18 protein-coding genes and 2 pseudogenes are annotated in these 24,935 nt (G+C 57.4%); 10 read left to right on the top strand and 10 right to left on the bottom strand.

All coding sequences use genetic code 11. The features are described from left to right. Positions 1–239: 239 nt before the first annotated feature. Positions 240–1,425, top strand: a pseudogene (locus QE432_RS07215) (AGE family epimerase/isomerase). 48 nt (positions 1,426–1,473) lie between these two features. Here the strand turns inward: QE432_RS07215 and QE432_RS07210 are convergent. The 5 genes from QE432_RS07210 to QE432_RS07190 are packed head-to-tail and all read right to left on the bottom strand — an operon-like array spanning position 1,474 to position 6,903. Next, positions 1,474–2,439 (bottom strand): glycoside hydrolase family 26 protein, encoded by a 966-nt coding sequence (locus QE432_RS07210; protein WP_003510877.1) that lies wholly within the window; start codon positions 2,437–2,439, stop codon positions 1,474–1,476. Between the two features lie 12 nt (positions 2,440–2,451). Further along, on the bottom strand, positions 2,452–2,955 hold the full coding sequence (locus QE432_RS07205) for a DUF995 domain-containing protein (RefSeq protein ID WP_003510879.1): 504 nt from the start codon (positions 2,953–2,955) through the stop codon (positions 2,452–2,454). A gap of 15 nt (positions 2,956–2,970) precedes the next feature. Beyond that, positions 2,971–4,899, bottom strand: a complete 1,929-nt coding sequence (locus QE432_RS07200) for a glycosyltransferase family 2 protein (RefSeq protein WP_065687760.1) — start codon at positions 4,897–4,899, stop codon at positions 2,971–2,973. Further along, entirely contained in the window at positions 4,896–5,879 is a 984-nt protein-coding gene (gene galE, locus QE432_RS07195) for a UDP-glucose 4-epimerase GalE (protein WP_065687761.1), read from the bottom strand. The genes QE432_RS07200 and galE overlap by 4 nt, the downstream gene beginning before the upstream one ends. Before the next feature lies 1 nt (position 5,880). Next, a complete protein-coding gene (locus tag QE432_RS07190) occupies positions 5,881–6,903 on the bottom strand; it encodes a UDP-glucuronic acid decarboxylase family protein (protein WP_019564672.1) in 1,023 nt (340 codons plus the stop codon). Between the two features lie 396 nt (positions 6,904–7,299). Here QE432_RS07190 and QE432_RS07185 point away from each other — a divergent pair, with 396 nt between their 5' ends. Continuing rightward, positions 7,300–7,650 carry a hypothetical protein gene (locus tag QE432_RS07185; protein ID WP_013761572.1) on the top strand — a complete coding sequence of 117 codons (351 nt, stop codon included), beginning with the start codon at positions 7,300–7,302 and terminating at the stop codon, positions 7,648–7,650. Between the two features lie 59 nt (positions 7,651–7,709). Here the strand turns inward: QE432_RS07185 and QE432_RS07180 are convergent, their stop codons facing one another. Beyond that, on the bottom strand, positions 7,710–8,480 hold the full coding sequence (locus QE432_RS07180) for a response regulator transcription factor (RefSeq protein ID WP_065687762.1): 771 nt from the start codon (positions 8,478–8,480) through the stop codon (positions 7,710–7,712). 908 nt (positions 8,481–9,388) lie between these two features. On the opposite strand from QE432_RS07180, the gene QE432_RS07175 reads away from it, so the two are divergent. The 5 genes and pseudogenes from QE432_RS07175 to QE432_RS07155 all read left to right on the top strand — a co-directional run bounded on the left by QE432_RS07175 (position 9,389) and on the right by QE432_RS07155 (position 16,829). After that, entirely contained in the window at positions 9,389–10,351 is a 963-nt protein-coding gene (locus tag QE432_RS07175; RefSeq protein ID WP_035199459.1) for a hypothetical protein, read from the top strand. A 151-nt stretch (positions 10,352–10,502) separates the two neighbouring features. Further along, positions 10,503–12,524 carry a hypothetical protein gene (locus QE432_RS07170; protein WP_065687763.1) on the top strand — a complete coding sequence of 674 codons (2,022 nt, stop codon included), beginning with the start codon at positions 10,503–10,505 and terminating at the stop codon, positions 12,522–12,524. Positions 12,525–12,600: 76 nt separating this feature from the next. Then, positions 12,601–14,823 carry a type I secretion system permease/ATPase gene (locus tag QE432_RS07165; protein ID WP_065687764.1) on the top strand — a complete coding sequence of 741 codons (2,223 nt, stop codon included), beginning with the start codon at positions 12,601–12,603 and terminating at the stop codon, positions 14,821–14,823. 8 nt (positions 14,824–14,831) lie between these two features. Next, a pseudogene (locus tag QE432_RS07160) lies at positions 14,832–16,197 on the top strand (HlyD family type I secretion periplasmic adaptor subunit). 137 nt (positions 16,198–16,334) lie between these two features. Beyond that, entirely contained in the window at positions 16,335–16,829 is a 495-nt protein-coding gene (locus QE432_RS07155; RefSeq protein ID WP_013761578.1) for a hypothetical protein, read from the top strand. Between the two features lie 19 nt (positions 16,830–16,848). Here QE432_RS07155 and QE432_RS07150 read toward each other — a convergent pair whose 3' ends face one another. The 3 genes from QE432_RS07150 to QE432_RS07140 form a co-directional block, all read right to left on the bottom strand. Further along, complete coding sequence (locus tag QE432_RS07150) at positions 16,849–18,117, bottom strand: O-antigen ligase family protein (protein ID WP_065687765.1); 1,269 nt, start codon at positions 18,115–18,117, stop codon at positions 16,849–16,851. 7 nt (positions 18,118–18,124) lie between these two features. Further along, a complete protein-coding gene (locus QE432_RS07145; RefSeq protein WP_013761580.1) occupies positions 18,125–19,411 on the bottom strand; it encodes a polysaccharide biosynthesis/export family protein in 1,287 nt (428 codons plus the stop codon). A gap of 194 nt (positions 19,412–19,605) precedes the next feature. After that, complete coding sequence (locus tag QE432_RS07140; protein WP_003510909.1) at positions 19,606–20,286, bottom strand: sugar transferase; 681 nt, start codon at positions 20,284–20,286, stop codon at positions 19,606–19,608. 385 nt (positions 20,287–20,671) lie between these two features. Between QE432_RS07140 and QE432_RS07135 the strand changes: the two genes are divergently transcribed. Next, positions 20,672–20,881 carry a hypothetical protein gene (locus QE432_RS07135; RefSeq protein WP_141682936.1) on the top strand — a complete coding sequence of 70 codons (210 nt, stop codon included), beginning with the start codon at positions 20,672–20,674 and terminating at the stop codon, positions 20,879–20,881. A gap of 21 nt (positions 20,882–20,902) precedes the next feature. On the opposite strand, the gene QE432_RS07130 is transcribed toward QE432_RS07135, so the two are convergent. Beyond that, on the bottom strand, positions 20,903–21,451 hold the full coding sequence (locus QE432_RS07130) for a cupin domain-containing protein (protein WP_003510910.1): 549 nt from the start codon (positions 21,449–21,451) through the stop codon (positions 20,903–20,905). A 146-nt stretch (positions 21,452–21,597) separates the two neighbouring features. Between QE432_RS07130 and QE432_RS07125 the strand changes: the two genes are divergently transcribed. Together QE432_RS07125 and QE432_RS07120 are read left to right on the top strand one after the other, a co-directional pair. Then, positions 21,598–22,932, top strand: a complete 1,335-nt coding sequence (locus tag QE432_RS07125) for an aspartate aminotransferase family protein (RefSeq protein ID WP_003510911.1) — start codon at positions 21,598–21,600, stop codon at positions 22,930–22,932. Positions 22,933–23,077: 145 nt separating this feature from the next. Continuing rightward, positions 23,078–24,898, top strand: a complete 1,821-nt coding sequence (locus QE432_RS07120; protein WP_003510912.1) for a methyl-accepting chemotaxis protein — start codon at positions 23,078–23,080, stop codon at positions 24,896–24,898. Positions 24,899–24,935 lie beyond the last annotated feature (37 nt).

Genomic DNA, 24,935 nt, shown 5'->3' with positions numbered 1-24,935 from the left:
ATAAGCAATATCAAATTTATATTGTAATTTCTGATGCTTTGTGGCCTCCGAATCGTTTCGGATCCCTTCTTTGCCGGACGAGACGACGGAACCAAATCGCGCTGGTGCGGGTTCGCTCGGCGTGAGGTCGATATTTTTACGGTTGCAGCGCAATATGTCCCATGGTCTACTTGCGTCTATAATGACGTATTTTTATTGATCACTTTTTTCATTCAACTGTAAAAACAGAGAGTTGACGCATGACTGTGCAATTTCCGAGTATCTCGCAGGCGCTTGCCGAAGAGATCGGAACCTTACGGAAATGGCTTGAAGAGGACGCGCTACCGCTGTGGTGGGAGGTGGGCTCCGCCCGTCCGGACGGCGGTTTTTACGAGCGCCTGGGCCAGGATGCGAAACCGGTTTTTTCTGATGACCGCCGCGCCCGCGTGCAGCCTCGTCAGGCCTATTGTTTCGCTGCCGCCGGCCAGAACGGCTGGCAGGGTCCGTGGAAGGATGCGTTGCTGCATGGGCTGAGCTGGTTCGAAAAGGTCTATCGCCCTCGATAACGGCCTTTACGGCAACCTCGCCGACCAGACCGGCAAGCTGATCGATCCGTCCTTCGATCTCTACAATCAGGCTTTCGCGCTTTTCGCCGCAGCACAGACGGCCGCAGCCCTTCCCGACCGCAAGGACGAGATGCGTGCCCGGGCGCTCGAGATCCTCGCCGTCCTCAATCGCGACTACAAACACCCCGTCGCCGGCTTTGAGGAAGCGAACCCGCCGCGCACGCCGCTGTGCTCCAATCCGCATATGCATCTTTTCGAGGCGATGCTTGCCTGGGAAGTGCAGGACCCCGAAGGTCCATGGACCGCGCTGGCCGACGAGATCGCCGGCCTTGCACTCACCCGCTTCATCGATGGCACCAATGGCGGGCTACGCGAATTCTTCGGCCATGACTGGATGCCGTTTGAAGGTGAGAAGGGCCGCATCATGGAGCCCGGTCACCAGTTCGAATGGGCCTGGCTTCTGGTGCGCTGGGGCAGCCTGCGCAACAATGGCGAGGCAATCGCCAAGGCCAAGCGCATGTTCGAGATCGGCGAAGCGCATGGCATCTGCCCACGCCGCAAGGTCGCGATCATGAGCTTGTACGATGATTTTTCGGTACATGACGGGCTGGCACGGCTCTGGCCGCAGACGGAATGGCTGAAGGCAGCCTTGCGCCTTGCCAGCGTGACCATTGGTGAAGAAAGACAGCGTTATCTTGCCTCGGGCCTGAGGGCCATCGGCGCGCTGCAGCCTTTCCTCGACACCCCGGTCAAAGGACTTTGGTTCGACAAATGGCCGGCCGACAAGCCGATGCTGGACGAACCGGCACCGGCCAGCACTTTCTACCACATCGTCTGCGCCATCTATGAGGCCGAGGCCGTACTCGCCTCCAGCCATTAGAGTCCGGGCGGGCGAGCGGGCCGGGCGTCCGCTCTACCCGCTCCAGCCTCAGTTAAGCCGCGCCGGGCGCACAACGCGCCAGTCGGGCTTGCCGAGATTGTGCGGCCATGGATGCACGTCCTTGTCGTTGAAATAGACGACCTCTTCCAGCTTTGGAAAATCCGCCTGTTTCAGCGTCACGTCGTTCATCCATGGACGGACGTAGGAATCGCCGCCTTCATAACCCAGTTCAGCAACCCAGACCGGTTTATTGAAGGTTTCGACAAGCCCATAGCCCTTGCGCAGGAGATCGGTGAACTTCTGCGGCCCGCCATATTCGATCTTGTCATAGTCCTCGAGACCGAAGACCGAGAGACCGACCAGGTCCGCGTAATTGTCACCAGGATAGTAAGCGCGCAGACCGTCGAGACCTTTCGGCGACCACATCACCTTGACGCCGGGGACCGCCTTGCGGGTCATGTCCACCATGCGTTTGTAGGCCGTGATATAGTCCTGCGGGTTCCAGCCCGACCACGAGAAGCGGCCGGATGTGTCTTCCATTTCCTGTCCCCAACGCAGGATCAGCGGGCTCTTCATTGCGGACATGCGTGCGGCGATCGCCTGCATGTTCTTGTCGTAGTCGCCTCCCATCACCTTGCGGCGCAACTCGTCGGAGGTGAGCCGCCAGTTGACGTCCCATGACCAGGGTTCGACCGTGATCAGGACATTACGCTTGCGCTCCAGAGCGTAAGCGTCTGCGAGCGCGAGGCTGTCGAGATCCACGTCCTCCCAGGGCAGGAACAGATGTTCCGTCGCCACCCCGGTCTGGCCGGTGAAATCGCCGTGCGGATCGTAGGCGCCGAAGCGTATACCATCCGCGTGCAATGTCGGACGTTTGTCGGCAAGCGTCTTCATGCCCGTGGAGCCCATGGGCGCGACCCCCTGGGCATCCAGTTTGAATATGGGGTACATGCTGGCTGAAGCAGCAACAGCAGCCCCGCTTGCAAAGAGCAGTCTTCTTCTTGTTATTTGCATGACACTTTCCTCCTACCTCGTCGCAGTCATCGCCTTGCCATAGGCGGCGATTTGCGGGGTGACGTCGTCCTTGCGGACAAGTTTCAGGAATTCATCTCCGGGCCGTGGCGGATTATGCCGGAAGACGTACCAGGGCCCGCCCTGCTTGCGCTGGTAAAGCACCTGACCGATGCGACCGTGGTCGAAACACGTGTCGGCCTTGCCGTTTCCGGCATCGGTTTTCCAGGTAGCGCGCATGCACAGCGTACCTTTGGCATCGACGGTCCAGCGGCCTTCACCGACGGCCTTCTTGCCTTTCTCTTCAGTCAGGGCGATGAACTTGCGGCCATCGGCGATGAAGCGTCCGCCACCAGTCTCCCATTTCCAGGTCTTGTCGTAATACATATCTACGACTTCGCTGGTCCGGAGCGGTTTCGGCGTCTTCGTGCCGCCCGCGGCGTGGACGGCACTTGGCGCGATCACCGCAAGGCAGAGTACGAAAGCGGAGAACCCGCATTTGCTTATTGTTGTTCTCATCACAGCCTCCTCCTTCTATTGTCCGACCCTATTGTCGGCCAGCATGATTTCTCCGGTTGTCATGACCGGCGGCGGCACCATGGGCTCCGCCTGCATGTTTCGAATTCCGGGCATTCCCGGCAGTACGATGCGCAGTTTCAGACGCACCGATCTCGCTCCCTCCACGCCAGCACCGGCCACGGTGAACCGCGTTTCGGTGAAGCTGACATAGGGTTGCCCGTGCGACAGGGCCTCCAGCCCACCAATCGCATGGGAGCTGAGTTCCGCGGCACTACCTGCCACAAGCAGCAACGAACAGGCGGCAACCGTCGCCCCACCGCGCAATGCCGGCAGCCGTGGCAAGCCGTTTTCCATGGTGTGTCGGACGAGAAGAAAAACCGAAAGGCCCGCGTAGATCGCCACATTGATCGCGGCGAAGACGAAGAAACCTTCCGCAGCGTTTTCACGCGGCGCCAGCACCATCGCGAGAAGGCTTAGTGCCGCCAGAACCATGTAAGGCGCGATTACGCGCAGCGGCAGCGGCGGTTTTGCCTGCGTGCCCTTGGGTGTAATGCGAAAGTCGACGAAATCACCACGGATCGTATCGCGTATCGCCGCAAGCACACCCATCAACGACCAGGGCCAGCGCAGGAACAGAAACACGATGGCTTCCCACCCGAAGAGTTTCGCATCATGCGGGCGAAAGGCCCCCGTGGCCCGCCAGAAAAAGGCGAACACGATCATGATGAGTGAAATCGGCAGGAAATGCGCCAGAAACACTGGATAGGAGGCATTGACGAGTACCTGGCCGCTCAACAGTGCAAAAGCGGGAAGCACGAACATCAGTGCCATGAAGCCGGAAAACAGGGGATACCAGAGCTGTGAAAACAGGAACTGGAATTTCAACCGCAAGGGAAGCTTCGGCACGTAATGCCGCGAATATTGCAAGAGGATGGTCATCAGACTGCGTGACCACTGGAATTCCTGCACCACGAGATCGGTAAAAGTCACCGGCCCGTCGCCATGCGCGATTGCGTTGACAGCGTGGACGCCGCGCCAGCCGCCCGCGTTCATCAAAAGCGTGGTGGAATGGTCCTCGGCAAGCTCGGGTCCCAGACCGCCCACCTCACGCAGGGCTTTGGTGCGCACGGCATAATGCGAGCCGATACAAAGCGGCGCCCAGCTGTTGTTGTAACCCAGTTGCAAGGCGCCGTGCAGGCTTGCCTCGGCATAAAGCCTGCCACGCGCAGCCCAGCTTTCCTTTGCATTGGCATCGCAGATGCTTGGTGCGGAGACATATCCAACCGCCGGATCGGCGAAAGGACGGATGATTTCACTCAGATAGTCCGGTTCCGGAACGTGATCGGCGTCGAATTGCGCGACGAAATCATAACGCTCATACCCGTAATGATCGTAGAAATAAGCGAGATTGCCTTCCTTGCAACGGGTGCGGCGAGGCCATGTCTTGCGGTGATAATCGACGACACCCTTCCGCGTCGAAACGAAAACACCGTGCGCGCCGCACCATTTCAACGTTTGCGCATCCGGGTCCTCATCCGCAAGCCACACGTCGAATTCCAGGCCCTTCTGCTCCAGCATGGCCTGCAGCGTCTTTTGTACTACGGTAAAAGGCTCCGATGGCGCCTTGGTTACAACCATCGCCACCCTGCCCTGCGGCAGAGGAGAGCGCCGGTCGACGACCCTGGCGTTCAGGAAGATGAAGATGAAATAGGACGGCAGAAGCGTGATCCACGCGAGCGTTACCGTAACGACCGTAAAATACGGCCAGTCGATGACCCGATCCCGGTCCAGCCACCAGATCCAGAAATAGGCAAGCGTCACCAGCCAACCGCCAATGCCGAGACGATAGGCCATGCGGTTCCAGCCGGTGAAGACGGGCAGCATTGGCAATTGGCCCGCGACGGGACGCGATGATGGTACGGAAGGGGTAGAGCGGGCTTTCATGACAGCACCTCCAGCCCGAAGCCGGGACCAGCCGTGCGGATGATGGTGTCTATATCGGAGCGCTTCGGCGCAAAGCCGAGGGTCGCCCTCGCTCTTTCTATATCAGCGAACAGGGCGGGCGGATCACCGGCGCGCCTTGCGCCGAAATGCACCGGCACTTCCTGTCCCGTGACGCGATGGATCGCGCGGATGATATCCCCGACCGATGTGCCGTGGCCGGAGCCGAGATTGACACGCAGGGTCTCGCCGCCATCGGAAAGATAGTTGACGGCGGCCACATGGGCATCAGCCAGATCGCTGACATGGATGTAGTCGCGGATACAGGTGCCGTCGCTGGTGTCGTAATCCTGGCCGAATACATCAAGTTGCGGCAGCCGCGAGGCGGCAGCCATCAGTGCCCGGGGGATCAGATGGGTTTCCGGCTCGTGGCGTTCGTAAAGTTCGCCATCCGGGTCGGCACCCGCCGCATTGAAGTAGCGCAGCGCGACGAAACGCATGCCATAGGCGGCAGCGTAATCATCGAGCGCCATTTCGAAAATCAGCTTCGTACGACCGTAGGGATTGACCGGCATCTGCGCCGTTTCCTCGCGGATCGGTAATTGCGGCGGCACGCCATAGGTGGCGCAGCTGGAGGAAAATACCAGCCCGCCGATATTCTGGTCGAGACAGGCATCCAGAAGCGCCAGACTGCCGCCGACATTGTTGCGGTAATATTTGCGCGGATCCTCGACGGATTCGCCAACATAGGCATTTGCGGCGCAATGGATGACGAAGGCTGGCGAGAACTCCTTGAGCGTGGCCTTCAAGAGACTACGATCCAGAATGTCACCGTCAATGAAGGGACCCCAGCGAACTGAATCCGCGTGACCCGTCGAGAGATTATCGTAAGCAATGGGCTTGAAGCCGGAATGCGCCAGCGCCTTGCAGATGTGGCTGCCTATGAATCCGGCCCCGCCCGTGACGAGGATTGTACGGGACATCTCATACGGCCTCCGCAACCTTCTTGCCGGCCAGCAGCGCATCGAAATAGACGATGGTTTTCTCCAGACCGGTTTCGAGCGGTACGCGCGGTTGCCATCTGAGCATTTCCTTGGCACGCGAAATATCGGGACGACGCTGCTGCGGATCATCGATCGCGGCGGGCAGATGCACGATGCGCGAGCGGGAATTCGTCATGCGGATGACGATATCGGCCAGCTGCCGCACCGGAATTTCGCTCGGGTTGCCGAGATTGATCGGTCCGGTGCAATCCTTCGGCTTGGCTGAAAAACGCAGGAACCCGTCGATCAGATCATCGACGTAGCAGAAGGAGCGCGTTTGGCTGCCGTCGCCATAAATGGTGATGTCCGACCCCTTCAGCGCCTGGACGATGAAGTTGGAGACCACCCGCCCGTCATCGGGGCGCATGCGCGGCCCATAGGTGTTGAAGATGCGCCCAACCTTGATATCGACACCATAAAAGCGGTGATAATCGAAAAAAAGCGTTTCGGCGCTGCGCTTGCCCTCATCGTAGCAGGCTCGCGGCCCGATTGTATTTACGTTGCCGAAATAGCTTTCCGGCTGCGGATTGACGAGCGGGTCGCCATAGACTTCCGATGTCGAGGATTGCACCACGGTTGCACCGCATCTGCGAGCGACTTCGAGAACGTTGACCGCGCCGAGCACATTGGTAAGCAGGGTGCCGACTGGATCACGCTGGTAGTCCGGCGGCGAGGCCGGCGACGCGAAGTTGAAGATCAGCGAGACGTCGATGTCATAGGGCTTGCGGACATCATGCTCGACCATCAAAAACCGCTTGTTGGCTTGCAAATGCTCAACATTCACGGTCCGTCCAGTCGAGAGATCGTCGAGACAGATCACCTCATGACCGCAAGCCAACAGACGTTCGCAAAGATGGGAGCCAAGGAAACCAGCCCCGCCGTTGACCAGAACGCGCTGGCCTGGCCGCCACTCGGAATAGATTGTAGCGCCGTTGTCATGGTCGTTGGGAACGAAATTACGCATTACACACTCCTCCCAATGAGGAACCAGCCCGGCTGATTCGACTTGAACTAGATCAAACTTCAGATTGCATGATATTTCGAATGTCACCTCCGGTTTTTATTTCTTCTGGAGGCTTTAATATTTGGATTCGATATATTTCAACTTTTATGATAGGCGCGTCATAAAACAGGTCAACTTTATTTTATCGAAATATTACAATTGATTACCCCGAATTACTCGTATTAATCACTCGATTTAATACTTTTTAACTACGCCTCCATTATGCCTTTCTTATTGAGCATTAGCGCAAGCTTCGCTCAACCAGTCGGGACTATTCTGGTTTTGTAAGGCTCGGTCCACCGGGGCAAAACCACCCGGCGAGATGCGACAGCTAGTCGATTTCAGGGGACATACATCATGAATGAAATGCCTTATTCCCATAACAGCAAAGCGGCCCGCCGCTGTCGTTTTGCACTTGTTGCCGCCGCACTTGCGACGTTCACTTTCGCAACGGCCTCGTGCTCCGTCGTTGAAGATGCCGTTCTGATCAAGACCGCATCTGCTAATACGGCGACGATCAAGAGCCGGGTTGCTCCAGCCAAGGCGTCCTACGGCTATGACAAGACAGGCAACGCAGCCGTCACGCTTGTTGCCGATACTTACGACACACCGACGATATCGCCGCGGCATTCCTATTCCGGTTCTTCTCCCTATATCTGCTCACCGAGCGGATTTGGTCAGAAGTCCCGCTGTTTCCTGAGGCCCTGAGCCTCAGGCATAACCTCTGCTTGAAACTGGCGTCCTCGCGGCATCAGGCCGCCAGATGTTCAGTTTCTCCAGCCGGAGATAGCCGCGTCGTCGTCCTTGTGAAAGAAGCGCGACGCTGCCTCCGTTCGGTTGCGCACATTCATCTTCTTGTAGATGTTGCGAACGTGCACCTTCACGGTATTCTCGGACAGGTGAAGCCGGTCGGCGATGATCTTGTTTTGCGTTCCCTTGCAAAGCAGGTCGAGGATCTGTACCTCGCGCGTCGTCAGCGCCGCCATTTCACTCTTGCTGACGGCAAGAGCGTCGGCGCGGTTGGCGATCACGGCGTTGCCTTGAACGCTTTTGCCGTTCACGGCCTGGGAATAGGGGGTGAGCTTGCCGAGAAGGGCAGCGGGAAAATGCTCCCCGCCCTTCATGAGGAGATCAACCGCAGCCATGAAAACGTCGAGCCGCAGATTAAGCGGCAGCACGCCATCGATGATACGCATCCCCACCAGTTGCTTCAGCGGCTCCTCAAACTTGTCGATGGTTTCGACGACAAGTGCAATTGGGGCATCCGGATGCTTTTCGCGGACGGCCGAAAGAACGCTATGAAGCCGCTCGCCCGACATGCGGTACGGCAGGACCAGCCGGAGATCGGCGCCATAGTCATCGTCGATCGTTGCCGACGACATAACGCTCATCACAGCGAATGTAGGGAACTTTTTGCCCAGCGCCTCCACGAGGCACTCGGAAAACAGGTCCGGATCCGCGATGATCAATAAAGTTCCATTTATAGGCGCAACGGCTCCACTTTGTTTTGCCGCATAATCTGAAGTTCCCATGAACATCGACGTCTCCCCTAAAGCGCTACGCATTACGTTCTTTTTGGTTGTGTGCTCTGTCATTCGCCGGGATACCCCTAGAAACAAATGGGGCAACTCCCGCTTCACGCCATGTCAACTATCATTAATTACCCGTTAATTAAGGAGGCTAATACGAAAAGCTGTGCAAAGAAATGGCCCAAATGGGTTATTTCTTGCAATTGACGTACAAAATTGGTTACGCCCGTAATGAATCGTTGAGCCCGGAACCAGTGTAAAAACAAACACATCGGAAAAGCTTTCGCTCCGGTTTTGCAATCCGGAAAAATATAACTTTTGGTTGATATCCCTTTACATACCTGCCCGGCAAACGAGCTTCCGGAATGTGCCATTTCGGGATAGGGACCCTTCTCACCGCCATTGACCATATTTTTAGAAAAAGCAGCTTTTCCCGGCCTGAGCGCAATTATTTGCGTCTGAACCGGCTGCAAATCTCCATGCGACCGCCTTCCGACATATATATTGGTGGTAAGGGTGCCGATATGTTTAGCCCGAATTGATAGCTAGGAAGCGCGATTTTTCTGCTGCACAGTCTGACCGTCGCTGCAAACAGTGACCGATGGAAAGACAACCCCGGCCTTTGACGTGTGTTTGCAAACGCCGGTTCCTTTTCAAGACATAACGAAAGCAAAAAGACGAAGCCACCGCGCTCCCAACGGAGCGAGGAACGGATTTGTGCGCCTTAATACCGAGTAGCGCACAAGGGCTGAACGAGAAGAGCCCGGTTACGGGCCGATGCCAAGCCGCAGATGAGACGTACCGAGTGCATCTGCAGAACATCAATCTTTGTGCAACGCGGAGCAAGCGCGAAAAAATCCCGTTTTAGATGAGAGGGATTTCGAAAGCTGCTCCGAGCTTTTTCGGAGGAAATCGACATGGGTTACAATCCACAGCCTGCGGGCGACGACATCACCAAGATTGGCGCGCTTTCGGAGGGTTTCGCCAACACCTCGACCAATGACGCAAAGGTGGACGACAGCAACGTCGGCACCGCAAACGGTGAAAACCGCAACAACGACAACAGCGACAACAGCACCAATGTGGATGTTGACGCCAAAATCGACGTTGCAGTGGGCAACGGCGACAATCGCGACAACGACTATGACTGGAGCTATGACAGCAAGTCTTACAGCGACAACGATACGACCGTAAAGACGAGCACCGAAACCAGCACCGAAATCAAGACCGATTACGACTGGAGCTATGAAAGCAAGTCGTACAGCGACAACGACACCAACGTGAAGACGGTCACGGATACGGACACCAAGACCTTCTCCTATTCCGACGACGACACGACAACAACAACAACGACGACTTCCGACAGCTTCAACTCCGCTGACAGTTTCTACAAGTCGGATGACGACTTCGGCAACATCGCCGGCGTCAAGGATGTCGGCAATCTCGGCATCGCTGGCGGAGACCTCACCTTTAACCTCGGTGACGACTTCTCCTTCACACTTGATGTCGACAATATCCTCAACAGCTCGCTCAACGGCGAAGGCAACGACACGGGCTTCAGCCTTGTGCAGGCCAACCACCTGGCGGATCAGGATCAGGCCTGGGATGTCAGGATGGACAATGGTGGTGCCCAGAACCACCTGAGCGCGAATGCCGGCGACGCCTTTGGCGCAGAAGGCATGGACGGCAAGGGATGGGACCTCAAGGCTGGCGACGACGCTGCGGGTACCAGCACTGCAGATGCATCGGCTATCCTTGCAAACTCCGGCTTCCATCTGGAACTGGTGCAGGGCGCCAACATGCTCTCCAATGCCGTTGATGTCTCGGTCACAGGCGGTAACTCGCATGTTTCCGATACCGGCGAGGACAGCGGCTCCTGACGAGTACCTCTCTATGAAAAAAGCTGCACCGGCATTCGCCGGTGCAGTTTGCGGTTGAAGGACCGGGTTTGCGCGAAGACGAAGCACCGCCTCTTGGACGTGTGCCGCCCGCCGCCCAGGCTCTGCCGCGATGATCAGGGAGGGACCTGCAATGCAAATCGACAGAATTTCAGACATGATTGCGCATTTCATCGGCCTGTTCGACACGGTGATCGAGGAAGCGCGTCTAAGAAGCAACTATGCCGAAGGCACGGCACACGCTAACCAAGACCGGTTGTCGGATGATGACGCGGCAAGACTGCTAGACAAGAACTACGACTTGCAGCTTCAGGATTACGATCCCGGCGTTAAATATCGCGCCGGCTATTACGACTTCGACTATCTGCAACCGCATTTCGCTCGCATGGTCGAACACGACATGCAGCAGCTTGCAAATGCGATACCGGTCGATATGTCAGCGGCGCATTTCCGTTTTCCGGGCAGTGTCTCCTTTGAGCAAGAACGCGAACTGGTGGTGCACACCGGCCCTGGCTCCGTTATCGCCCATGTCACGCAGGTCAACATTCTTCAGGACGACGACTATCTGAACATGACGGACGGCCCCAATGTGGCGCGCGACACCAGTTTCGTGACCCAGCGCACCGTCGAGTTCTATAACGAAGCAGCCGTCTTCACGCCCTTTTCCGTTTTCCAGCGCACCGACAGCTACGACGCGTTGCAGGCGCTCGCCAAATCAGCACATGATTATATCGACCATGCGCGCGAAAATGACGTGACGTCCCTTGGAACCGGCGCGGAACAGGATTTCGTTCTCGCCGGCAATGACATCAACGGCCTCTACATCAATGGCTCCATGGCAAGCGAAAAGCCAACGCTCGACGACTTCATGCCGGATCGTGGCATTGCCAAGCCCGCTGAAGAGCCGGAAAAGAGCGATGTTTCGCTGCATGAGGATAGCCCCGCCGGAAACAGCCTCGATGTGGCTGCCGGCGCAAATGTCGTCGCCAACATAGCAACGCTGGTCAATACTGCCGTCATGGCCTCCGTCACCACCGTCATGGGCGATTATCACCAGATCGACGCAATCACCCAGGCCTATGTCTATAGCGACCGCGATGAGGTCGATTCCGTTTTCACGCAGTCCGAAGACCATGACGCAACCGCCGCCTACAATATTGCGACCTTCTCACGCAGTGTTTATCCGGGGGCGGAAAGCGCCGACAGCAGCCACGATAGTGGTGAAACGCCAATATTTCCCACCGCCTGGCGTGTCAGCGTCCTCGAAGGAGACGTGTCTTTCGTCCACTGGATCGAGCAGTACCAGTTCATCAGCGACAACGACACACTGACGGTTACCTCTTCGGGTGCCAGCGTCAGCTTGCTGAGCGGTGGCAACGCTGCCCTCAACATCGCCAATTTCCTCGGCATCGGCATGCAGTACGATCTGGTCATCGTCGGCGGCAATGTGCTGGACATGAACCTCATCAGCCAGATCGCCGTGCTTTACGACAATGACTGGATCTGCGCCAACCCCGACGCGCCTGAGGGCGCCACCGTTCAGTCCGGCAACAACCTGTTGTGGAACGACGCAAGCATTCACAATGTCGGTAGCAACGACCGTTTCGAAACCATGCCGGACTACATGGCGCAGACGGTGAAAGCGATTAACGAGCGTGATCCGAACATGCCGGACGCGCTTGCCCACGATGCCAATTTTGCGGGCTATCAGGGGATCAACGTCCTTTACATCACTGGCAATCTTTATGACGTCAGCATCATCAAACAGGTGAGCGTGCTGGGCGATTCCGACTATGTGACGCAGGCAGCCGCAAAGATTCTCGAAAACAACGAGAACGTCACGATCCATATCGATACCGGCAGCAACGCCGTCATCAATCTCGCGCAGATTATCGATTACGACAGCTTCGGTTCCACCACCTACGTCGCAGGCGGGCTTTATTCGGATGCTATCCTTATACAGGGCGGCATCATCGAAAACGATGCGTCGCAACCGGGTCACCAAGGCCAGCAGCTGGCAAACGAAGTTATCGCGTTTCTGCACGACGATCCCGCCACCATTCAGAATGAATCCGATGGCGTCATCAACGCCGGTCACGACATGTCGTGGTCGAGCGCGCATTCATCCGACGTCATGCAGGCGGTCACTGCATAGGTTTTGACAGGCGGGGAGAAACGCCCGCCGCCAAAGCCGCAGAAACCGCGAGATCACCGAGGGGATTAATAAAAAAATGGATCATATTTCAAGAAAAACCATTGCCGTCGGGCACTCGCTGGACTTGCCGCTGGATCAGGATGCGGAAGACAGCAAGCTGACTGATGCCTGCATTTTGGCCATAAACGAGGCCGTCGAAAACCTGCGTCACCTGTCCGGCGCGGAACCGACCGCGAAAGCAGCCCCGCCCTCCCCTGAGATCACACCGCCCCGGCCCCTTCCGCAACATTCCCCATACGCCGAACAACCGCAAATGCGTGACGTTCCGCAGGAAAGGCCAGTGCCGCCGCAGCAAGACCGGCACCCCGCCTCACCGCCTGAGCCGGAAGCAAAGGTGGACAATACCGAGCTGAAAAGCGCACCCGACCTGCCCTTCGTCAAAACAATCGACAATAATGACGGGCCTATCCGTGAAAACGAGCGCCGTCCGATGACGGGCGGCGGCGGCAACGGCAAGGAGCCGACGGAGAATGGCGGTGGTGGCGGAGGCGGCGGCGGAAGCCAGAGCGGCTTCCACAAGCGCAGTGAACCCGTCAATTTCGCCGCCAGCCTCGCCAAGGGCATCGCCGCGATACGGCGCAACATGGCGATCGTGATGCTGTTCACCATCGCCATCAACGTTCTGCTGCTTGCCATCCCGCTCTATCTGTTTCAAATCTCGGACCGGGTCCTGACAAGCCGCTCCATGGATACCCTCGTCATGCTGACGGTCGCCGTTCTCGGCGCGGTTCTGTTGCAAGCCTTCATGGACGCCATCCGGCGCTTCATCCTGATGCGCACCGCTGTCGAGCTTGAAGTGCAGCTTGGAGCGCCGATTCTGTCGGCAGCGGCCCGTGCCTCCCTGCATGGCAGCGGAAAGGACTACCAGATCCTACAGGACCTGCAGCAGCTGCGTTCCTTCATTACCTCCGGCACCCTGATCGCCTTTCTCGATGCGCCGTTGATGCCCCTCTTCATCGTGGTGGTCTATCTTGTACATCCGCATCTCGGCATCATCATCATGGTCTGCTGCGCGGTGCTGTTCATCATAGCCTGGCTGAACCAGCGCTTCACCGCCAGACAGTTCGCGGAAGCCTCCGGTTATCTGAGCCGCGCCAATTTCCATCTTGATTCCATGTCGCGCAACTCGCAGATCATCAATGCCATGGCGATGATCCCAGAGGCCGTGAAGATGTGGGGTCGTGAAACAGCCGGATCACTGAAGTCGCATGTGGCGGCGCAGGATCGCAACATCATGTTCTCAGGTGTTTCCAAAGCAGCCCGCATGATCACGCAGGTGGCACTCCTGGGCTGGGGCGCGCATCTGTCTCTCGCAGGCGAACTGACCGGCGGCATGGTGATCGCAGCATCCATCATTTCCGGCCGCGCGCTGGCACCGATCGAAGGGGCGATCGAGGGCTGGCATCAGTTCAACAAATCTGCAGCCTCCTATAGCCGTATCAAGCAGCTTCTCATCACCTCACCGCTCAATTTCCCGCGTCTGCGCCTGCCCAATCCGGAAGGGCGTCTGGATGTGGAACGTATCCTTTTCGTGCCGCCGCCGCAGAAGAAGGTGATCTTGAACGGCATTTCCTTTTCGCTGAAGAAAGGTGAATCCCTCGCCATCATCGGCAATTCCGGTTCCGGCAAGACGACGCTTGGCAAGATGCTGGTCGGCTCCATCCTTCCCACTTCCGGCAATGTCCGCCTTGACCTCATGGACCTGCGCAACTGGGACCAGCGGCAATTCGGTGAAAGCATCGGTTATCTGCCCCAGGACGTGCAGCTGTTTCCCGGCACCATCAAGGCCAATATCTGTCGCATGCGTGACGATGTCGAAGACCGGCAGATCTACGAGGCGGCTGTGCTCGCCGACGTACACGAGCTGATCGCCGGTTTCCCGCAGGGTTACGAAACCGTGGTTGCCGCCGATGGCGCACCGCTTTCGGGCGGCCAGAAGCAGCGCATCGCGCTTGCCCGCGCATTCTTCGGTGATCCAAAATTCGTGGTTCTGGACGAACCAAACTCCAACCTTGATACGCAGGGCGAACAGGCGCTGGCAAAAGCCATTCTGCACGCCAAGAAACAGGGCATCACCACCGTCACCATCACCCAGCGACCCGCACTTCTTCAGTGCGTCGACAAGATAATGGTGCTGAAGGACGGATCGGTCGCCATGTTCGGCGAACGGATGGACGTACTGAAGGCCATTTCCGGCAATGGCCGGCAAAGTAGCCAGTCTCCGCAGATCGAGGGTTGAGGATCGTCATGTTCAAGAAAAAAACCGCCGTCGCCGTCGCAGAGGTAAAACCCCAGGGCCAGCTTGAGTGGTACAGCGAAGTGCCACGTTCCATTCGCCTCCACAGTTCAATCGGTCTTGCCGTGCTGCTCGCCTCCTTCGGCGGTTTCGGGTACTGGGCCGGCACTGCACCGCTCTCCGCCGCCATCATTGCCCAGGGCAGCTTTGTCGCCACCCGGCAACAACAAGGTCGTGCAGCATCTGGAGGGCGGCATCATCAAGGAAATGATGGTCAGCGAAGGCGACACCGTCAAGGAAGGAGACGTGCTTCTGACGCTCGACAAGACGACGGCGCTCGCCAACGAGCGCATGTTCCAGCTGAGACGCCTTCGCCTCGAAACCATCGTCACGCGCCTGCGCGCCGAGGCGCAGGGCCAAAAAAGCTTCAAGGTGCCTGACATCGTCATGAAGGAAGCCAGCGATCCTGATATCAAATCCATCATCCAGAGCCAGAACATCGTGTTCCACAGCAAGATCGTGAAACTCGACGAGCAACTGAATCTCATCGAAAAGAACATCAAGTCGCTGGAGTTTCGTTATGCGGGCTATGAGGGGCAGAAGCAGTCCTTCGACCGTCAACTGGCACTTCTGACCCAGGAGCGTGATTCCAAGGAAAGGCTTGCCAAGGACGGTGTCATCCGCAAGACCGACATGCTGGCGCTGGAGCGCGCCATTGCCGATGCCATGGGCGATATCGCCCGACTGACCGGCGAGATGAACCAGAGCGAGGCTGAAATCGCCAAGTTCAAGCAGGAAGCGGTCATTGCCATCAACGCCAACAAGCAGGCTGCTCTCGACGCGCTGGAAACCGCCGAAGCCGATCTGGACAGCGTGCGCGAGCAGGTGCGCGGTGCCGCCGAAGTGCTAGAACGCACCGTCATCCGCTCCCCGGTCAACGGTACCGTGGTGCGCGCCTATTACCACACGGCAGGCGGCGTCATCACCACCGGCAAGCCGATCATGGAAATCCTGCCCGCCCACGTTCCCCTGATCCTTGAGGCGCAGGTTCTGAGAACCTCCATCGACCAGTTGCATGAGGGCCAGACGGCAGCGATCCGCCTTTCGGCACTGAACCGCCGCACCACGCCTGTTCTGAACGGTAAGGTCTTTTACGTATCCGCCGACAGCATCGAGGAAAATGCAGGCCTGCAGGTTAAGGACGTCTATATCGTGCGCGTGCAGGTTTCAGACGAGGAGATCGCGAAGGTCCATAATTTCCATCCCGTTCCCGGCATGCCGGCGGATGTCCTGATCCAGACTTCGGAGCGAACCTTCTTCGAATATCTGACCAAGCCTATCTCCGAGAGCATGTCCCGAGCATTCAAGGAAAGATGAAGAAATACCGCTTTTCCAGGAAGGTTGGATGGCGGTTTTGCGTCTGGAAAATGCGGAACGCAGAAGGACCTATGCTGTCAATCCCGTCCAGATCGGCATAGAATGCCAGTATATGTCTGGTGGGGCGGGAGAACAGCATGGCAGCAATGTCGGATATATTGCTGATGGTCGGCAGGCTGAATTACGTGTGGACCAACACCGAAAGCCTGATGATCTATCTGATCGTCCATCTCCTGAAAGTGGAGAAGGAAGCGGCCATCGTCGTGTTTCTGACGCTCAACACCACGCGCGCACGCATGGATCTCATCGAGCGTCTGGCAAAACTTCCCTCAACACCAGCGCCGGATCGCAAGACCATTCTCTCCATCATGGCGCGGCTCAAGAAAGAATCGAAAACGCGCAACAAATACAATCATTGCATCTACTCCTTCGACGAAAAGGGCGAAATTGCCAGCACCCAGCTCATGCGACTGGTGGAGGACGAAACCCAGGTCCGTTACGGCAAGGTAGAACGCATGGACGAGAAAGAAATCGAACACCTCGAGAAATCCATCGCCGACATCGTCTCTGTCAGCAAGGACATGTGGAGTTTCATCCACGCCAGCCCGCACGTCTCATCGGATTACCTCTAGGATCGGGCAGAGCGAATGCTCAGGCTCGCGTCTGTAACCGCACGCCAATCGCGGGATGAGTTTCGCTATTCTGTGTGGCTTTCGCCGGCAGGCATAGTTTTCCGGCGGCGAAATACAGCAGGAACGAACCGATCTGGAATGGGAAGATGATATCGATCTCCACGAAGGAGCGGACGACGAACAGCGCGCAGATGGCAAAGAGAATGACGCCCTGCGGATCGCGCTGGCGCATCAGGACCGAGCGCAGATGGCCGAGCAGCGTTCCGTAAAGCACCATGCCGAGCAGAACCATGCCGACGATGCCATTCTCCACCACCGTCTCGATATAGGTGTTGTGAAAATGGAAGCCGCTGCGTCCGGTAATGAAGAAGTCGTTCCACAGGCGCTCGGCATCGGCAAAACCCACCACCCAGAACCCTTGGTAACCAACGCCGAGGATCGGTGTCTGCTTTGCCGCTTCGATGCCCTGCTGCCAGAGATAGGTGCGTCCTGTCAGTGTCGAATCCTTGCCGAAAAGGCCGAGAATGGCATCAAGCAAGCCGAACTGCAGGGACGCGACCACCAGCAATATGCCAACACCGCCGAGTGCGAAAAAGGTCATCTTGCGGTTGGCCGGTGAAAGCATGCCAATCGGGATGAAACCGATGATGAGGGCGACCACCGCCGCCGTGGTAATGGTGGATGTGGCCGATTGCGAAGCAATTAGGCTATAGGCCGATAGGAGCCCGGTGATGCCCGCGATCGGCAGCCAGATACCCCTTTGCTTGAGGATCAGCACGGATGAGACGGCGAAAATGACGCCGAGCGAGGCGTAAAAGCCAAGCTGGTTCTTCGATGAGAAGGCCCCGACGAAACTGTAGGTTCCATCAAGCGCATCGAAAAGGTGGACACCGAACAGCAGCGAATAGAGCAGAATGACGGTGATGCCGATCAACGCCCCACGCGTCAGCGTGCGGATGGAGACCACCCGCATGGCGATAAGTGCACAGACGATATGCGTCATATACTGGATGGAAGCGCGCATGGTGACCGATGCTGCCTCCGACCAGAAGCTCGACAGCACGGTCAGGATGCCGAAGGCGAATATCCACAGATAGCGCGGATAGTTACCCAGCACGCGCCGGTAATTGACCACTACCAGGGGCAGCCACATGCCATAATAGGCCAGAATCGAGATTTGCCCGAAACGCGACGAATAGGCGAAAACGAAGAATGACAGCGCAATCGCCGCCATTCCGTAGACTTCATTGCGTTCGGGATCGATCAGTGCCGATTTGGCGATCCGCATGAAAACCTCACTGCATCAGGATTTCGGACGAGACCTTGATGACGTCGCCTGGCTGGAGCATGGCGTTTTCATCCACCTTCACTTCCTTCGGCTTGCCGTTTTCCTCACGCACCACGACGTAGCTGATTGTCGCGGATTTTCCCGACGGATCGAAACGGATCGCCTCAGCCGATTGTGCGAGCGCCTCCGACATCAATTCCCGGCTTGTACCCAGTTGCAGATTGAGCTTGTCGAGTTCCGCTTCCGTGTCCTGCAATTCCTTGGAGCGCTGTGCCACCCAGTCATTGCGCAGGTTGATTTCATCCTGGGTCGCCTTGTTGATATCCTGCTTGGCCCGCAATGACTGCGTGTCGATATCAAGCAGTGCGGCTTCCACCTCCGCTGCACGTTCTTCCGCGGAAATACGCCGTTGCGATAGTGCAAGGCCCTGCTCGTTCAGCCGGTTGACGCGGTCTCGGTCCTCATTGGCAAGCTCGAGCTGGCGGTTTTGCGTTTCCGATTTCTTTTTCAGCGATTCGACTTCGCTTTCCAGAAGCGCATGCAGATCCGTCAGCGCCTTGAGCTGCAAAGTGTAACGCTCGGTGCGCGATTTCATCAGCGCGCTTTCGCTGGCGAGAAGCGCGTCGATCTCGGCAATCTTTTCCATCTCCGGCGTCTTGGCGATGACCGTGTCACCCTTGACCTCGGCGATCAACCGCGCCTGACGGGCAAGCAGCCTTGCGCGCTGGTTGTCGTAAACGGCTGCGTCGCCGCGGGCATTTATGAAGTCGCGGGCAAAACGCTGCCCGGCATCGGAGCGCCGCAACCCGCCGGCAAGGCTTACGGCCTTCAACACCGTGAGATTGGCAGCATAGGGATATTCGCCTGGCGTCTGTACATCTCCGCTGAGGAAGATCGGCCGGAACTGGGCGATTTCGACAGAAGCCGACGGCAGATTGCGAAGGGCGAACTTGCTCTGAAGCTGGGCTCCAATCGCCTCACCGACCTCCGCGGAGGTCTTCCCCGCCACATCCAGTTGGCCGATGAAGGGCAGCGACAGCGCGCCGGATGGGCCGACGGAATAATCGCCGTTGATGACATCCCAGTTGCGGATGCTGCCATCGGCCGGCTGCCATTCGGCAACGCGGATGCGCAGCTTGTCGGCGGTGCCAAGCTTGTATTGAGCGCCTTCCGCAGCCATTGCGGAAAGCGGCGCTCCAAATGCGACGGATGCGACAAGCAGAAGGGCGGAGAAAGTGCGTCCGGCGGTTCTTTTTGCAAGCGGACGGCTAGCGACGGCAATAGGACCGTTCATCGGGAAACTCCCTGTTTGCGGATCGCCGCGCGGGCGATCAGGCGATAGAGCAGCCGGACGGTGCCGGCTGCACAGCGCCGCAAAAAGCGGCCATTATGATTTGCACCAATGACGCACCCAAAGACCGGACTTGGGATCCCGGTCAGGGTGCGTGGCAAAACAAAGATCGATAAAGCCAAACTCAATATCGGTTTTCAGTAGCTTCCGCGTGAAAGGCACACGGCGGGAATGGTCTTGACGATGATGAAGACGTCCTGTCGCATCGACCAGTTCTGCACATATTGCGTGTCGAAAGCCACGCGGGTCTTGTAGCTTACGTCATTGCGGCCGCTGATCTGCCAAAGGCCGGTCAGGCCCGGACGGGTGCTGAGGTAATAGGCGGCATCGCTTTCGTAGTAGCTCAGCTCCTCGTCGACGACGGGGCGCGGGCCAACGACGCTCATTTCGCCGCGGATGATGTTGAGAAGCTGCGGCAGCTCATCAAGGCTGAGCTTTCGCAGCACGGCACCAACTGCGGTTACGCGCGGATCATTCTTGAGTTTGCGGGTCGCACGCCATTCCTCGGCGGCCTCCGGATTGGCGGCAAGATATTGCCGCAACATTTCATCACCGTTCATCGCCATCGTCCTGAATTTCAGGCAATGGAAATAGCGGCCATTATGTCCCACACGCCGGTGCCCATAAAAGATCGGGCCGGGATCGGACAATTTCACCAGTGCGGCGATCAACAGAAAAATCGGGCTGAAGATGAGCAGCGCAAGCAGGGCCGATGTCATATCGAAGCTGCGTTTTGCGATGCCCCCGATAGGGAAACTGACATCGAAGTCTTCGGAACTGCTGAGTGTCTGTTCAGCCGATTGGGTCGCGGACTTCATAGAGAGAACTCCATTTATGTTTTGCGATTGGTCGGTGCCCGGAGGCGTGTCTTTCCGTCTAAAAGAGATAACAAGTCTGTGTTCTGAATTTGATGCTAATGGATTTTTTGTAAGGCACATTGCCCCTGACCGTCTATGCGATTTCTTGCGAGAGCGGCCGATCAACGTCAGGGCAATATTAACGGTTGCATAAAAAAGCAACAAATGTGCCGGCGGCCATGTGTTGAGAGCATGGGTGCCGCTCCCGCATGTATTGCGTTTTCGACAACAGATAGTCTTTTCTTATATGTTTCTTGTGACTTAATCAGGTGAGACAGGAACGCCAAGAACAGCCATGCGTCAGGAAGAATATTAAATTTTTTTGCAGCGCAGCAAGATTGTGGCAATGCATATAAAATTTGACATATTAGCCGGGATTTTTTTGCCGGCACGCCAACTTCGCCAAGAAAAAGCGATGGAAAAATTGCAAAAGCGGCGCAAAAGCGGCAAAATAATGGCGGGAACCCGTATCAAAGTTCGGTCGGCTCGTAGAAAATCTCTCCGGCTGGACCATATTATCTCCGGCTGCAACGGTCCGACCACCATTCCGGCGTGACTTTACCCGAAAGCCATAGAATCAGAAGGTGGGTGGTGTGCAGGCGCTGATAACCTCGCACGGCACTGGACCAACGCAGCGGAAGCGGTGCGGCCTGCGGCTTTCGAAATAATAGGCATCCCCCGGACCAAGAACCCGCCGCTCCTCGTCGACCGTCACCTCCAGACGCCCGGAGAGGATGATACCCCCCTCTTCTCCATCGTGGACCAGTGGCACCTTGCCAGTATCGGCACCCGGCTGGTAACATTCCTTCAGGATTTGCAGGCTGCGGCCGAAAACATTTTCGCCCACCTGCCGGAAGGATATCGGTCCTTTGCCGATTTCGACAAGTTCATCCGCGCGGTAAAATGCCTTGCGGCTGGTCTCCGGCTCGTAGGCGAAAAATTCGGCAAGGCCGATCGGTATACCGTCGAGAATGCGCTTCAGCGCGCCGACGGACGGGTTGGAGGTGTTGGATTCGATCAGCGAAATCGTCGAATTGGTAACGCCAGCACGTCTTGCCAGTTCACGCTGGGAAATATTGTGACGCAGCCGCAAATGGCGCAAACGCCCGCCTATATCCACCGACATGCGTGATCCCCCGTTGCCGTTGTTCGAAATATCGAAAACTACCTTTCCCGCCTATAACATTTTCAATGGCTTGGCCACAGCGAGAAAAGGGCTTGTTCAGCCCGGAAAATAGCTTTCAATCACCGGCACCGAACAGGAGAACCGTTATGGACAACCCCAACCGATCCAACTCCACCTCACTCGACAGCTACTGGATGCCATTTACCGCCAACCGGCAGTTCAAGGCCAATCCCCGCCTGCTGACGAGCGCGGAGGGCATGTATTACACCAGCAATGACGGTCGTCAGGTTCTCGACGGTACAGCTGGCCTGTGGTGCGTCAATGTCGGCCATGGCCGCCACCAGATTGCATCCGCCGTCAAACACCAGCTTTCGACCATGGATTATGCGCCCTCGTTTCAGATGGGCCATCCCGTCGCCTTCGAATTCGCCGAGCGGCTGGCGGAAATCGCGCCTGGCCCGGAAGGCGCGAAGCTCGACCGCGTGTTCTACACCGGCTCGGGTTCTGAATCAGTCGATACGGCGCTGAAGATTGCGATCGCCTATCAGCGCGCCATCGGTCAGGGCACCCGCAGCCGTCTGATCGGCCGTGAGCGCGGTTATCACGGCGTCGGTTTCGGCGGCATCTCCGTTGGCGGCCTTGTCAACAACCGCCGTGTTTTTCCGCAAATCCCGGCCGACCACCTGCGTCATACCCACGATTTGGCGAAAAACAGCTTCGTAAAGGGCCAGCCCGAGCATGGTGCCGAACTGGCAGACGATCTGGAACGGCTGGTTGCTCTGCATGGGGCCGAAACAATCGCGGCCTGTATCGTTGAACCGGTTGCCGGCTCCACCGGCGTGCTGGTGCCGCCGAAGGGTTATCTGGAGCGCCTGCGGGCCATCTGCGACAAGCACGGCATTCTGTTGATCTTCGATGAGGTTATCACCGGTTTCGGCCGTATGGGCTCGTCCTTTGCCAGCAACTACTTCGGCGTGACGCCTGACATCGTTACCACCGCCAAGGGGCTGACCAACGGCGCAATCCCGATGGGTGCGGTTTTTACCAGCCGCAAGGTGCACGATGCGTTGATGCATGGGCCTGACAACCAGATAGAGCTGTTCCACGGCTATACCTATTCCGGACATCCGGTTGCCTGCGCCGCCGGCATCGCCACGCTCAACATCTACCGCGACGAAGGGCTCTTTACCCGCGCGGCAGAAATGCAGGATGTCTGGCACGACGCCATCCATTCGCTGAAGGGCCTGCCCAATGTCATCGACATCCGCACCATCGGCTTCATCGCCGGCATCGAGCTGCAATCGCGTGATGGAGCTATCGGCGCACGCGCCTATGACGTTTTCGTGGATTGCTTCGAGCGCGGTCTGCTCATTCGCGTCACGGGCGATATCATTGCCCTTTCGCCGCCGCTTATCGCCGAAAAATCCCATTTCGACGATATCGTCTCGATCTTGGGCGACGCGCTGAAAAGAGCGGATTAAAAGTATAAATCTCTAATAAATAAAAGGCTGCAATTTCTATTGCAGCCTTTTTTTGCATTTATCAAGACCGCAACAAAAATAGATCATTTCTTAAGCATATTCTATTAATTTCCCGTAGTATAACCAACCGAGCGGGAATGGCCTCATGGCGTCGATTCAGAAAAAAATTATATTTGCAAGCATTGCAATCTTTTCCATCACCGGAAGCGCGGCGGGGGTCGGTATCTGGGCGACGAATACGCTCAATCGCAATAGTACGGATGTATCGCGGTCCGCCGAGATACTTCACAATCATATGCGTGCCGACATGATGCACGATGCGCTGCGCTCAGACGTGCTGGCAGCCATTCTTTCCACGAATGATACGATGGGCCTGTCGTTCGACGCGGTAAAGGCCGACCTTGCCGAACATGAAGCCACTTTCCTTGAAGCATTGAAGCTAAACAAGGCGCTTACCGAAGGTACGAACGCCAAAGCCGTTATTGAGAGCGTTGAAAAACCGCTTCAGTCCTATCTTGAAAGCGCCAAAACGGTGGTTGGCCTCGTCAACGCCGATCCGGGCGCGGCGACAAAAATGATTCCGGACTTCATGCGCCAGTTCACCACTCTCGAAACCGCGATGGAAACGGCGAGCGAACAGATCGACGCGCTTTCCGAAGCAACTGTCGCGGAAAGCCAGGAGACGAAGGCGGTAATCGAGCTCGTATTAGAAGGGCTGCTGGTTCTGGCGACACTCTTCTGCGTAGGCCTCTTTATCCTCACCCGCAAAACGGTAACGGGTCCAATCCTGCGCCTGTCGAAGACGATGGAAATCCTTGCCAGCGGCGACACGTCACAACCTCCTTCCGGCATGGACCGGAAGGATGAGATCGGCTCCATGTCCGGCGCGGTCGAAATATTCCGGCAGGCGGCGATTGCCAATCGGGCGCTCGAAGAACAGGCCGCAGCAGCCAGACTGCAGGCAGAAGCCGATCAGGCGGCGGCGCGACAGCAAGCGGAGGACGATGCGTCAGAGCGGCTGCGCATCGCCACTTCCGGTCTTGCGACAGGACTGAAGCGGCTGGCATCGGGCGATCTGGCCTTTCAGCTCGATCAGGCCTTTGCCCCTCAATTCGAGGCCTTGCGTCACGATTTCAACAGCTCAGTGCGTCAACTCGGCGAAACGCTGTTCGCCATTTCCGATGGCATCAGCACCATTGACGGCAGCAGCCGGGAAATCGCCGCAGGTGCCGGCGATCTTTCCCGCCGCACGGAAAATCAGGCAGCGTCTCTGGAACAGACAGCAGCAGCTCTCGATGAAATCACGGTCAATGTTTCAAACGCCAACAAGCGTGCCGCCGAAGCGCGGCTCGCCGCCACCGATGCCAACCACAGCGCACTGAAATCTGTGGAAGTTGTCAGCCATGCGGAAGAGGCGATGCGCCGCATCGAAACCTCGTCCCGGCAGATCACCGGCATCGTCGGCGCCATAGACGAGATCGCCTTCCAGACAAATCTTCTGGCGTTGAATGCAGGCGTGGAAGCCGCGCGCGCCGGTGAAGCCGGCAAGGGATTTGCGGTAGTGGCGCAGGAAGTGCGCGATCTCGCCCAGCGCGCAGCAAAGGCCGCAAGCGAAATCCGCGATCATATCCGGCAATCCTCGACGGAAGTGGAAAGCGGCGTGAAACTGGTTCTCGACACCGGCACGGCGCTGAAGGAGATCGGCGAGCGTATCGCGGGCATCGATCGCCATATGAACGCCATCGCCACATCGGCGACCGAACAATCGACCGGTCTTGCCGAAATCAACGCGGCGGTAAACTCCATGGATCACGCCACCCAGCAAAATGCTGCCATGGTGGAACAATCCACTGCGGCTTCTGCAATGCTCGCCGCCGAAACGGCAAAGCTGCGCTCGCTTGTATCGCGGTTCCGTCTGGAAATGGAAAGTGCCGGTAGCCGCGACGTTACCCGTCGCGTTGCCTGAGGTCGCTGCCGCAGATCGAGCCGGCAGCCGCAGTATC

This window comes from Agrobacterium sp. SORGH_AS_0745 (genome assembly GCF_030818995.1).
Classification (GTDB): domain Bacteria; phylum Pseudomonadota; class Alphaproteobacteria; order Rhizobiales; family Rhizobiaceae; genus Agrobacterium; species Agrobacterium tumefaciens.
Note: the sequence above shows the minus strand (reverse complement) of the source record. Positions and strands in the feature narration are given on the sequence as shown.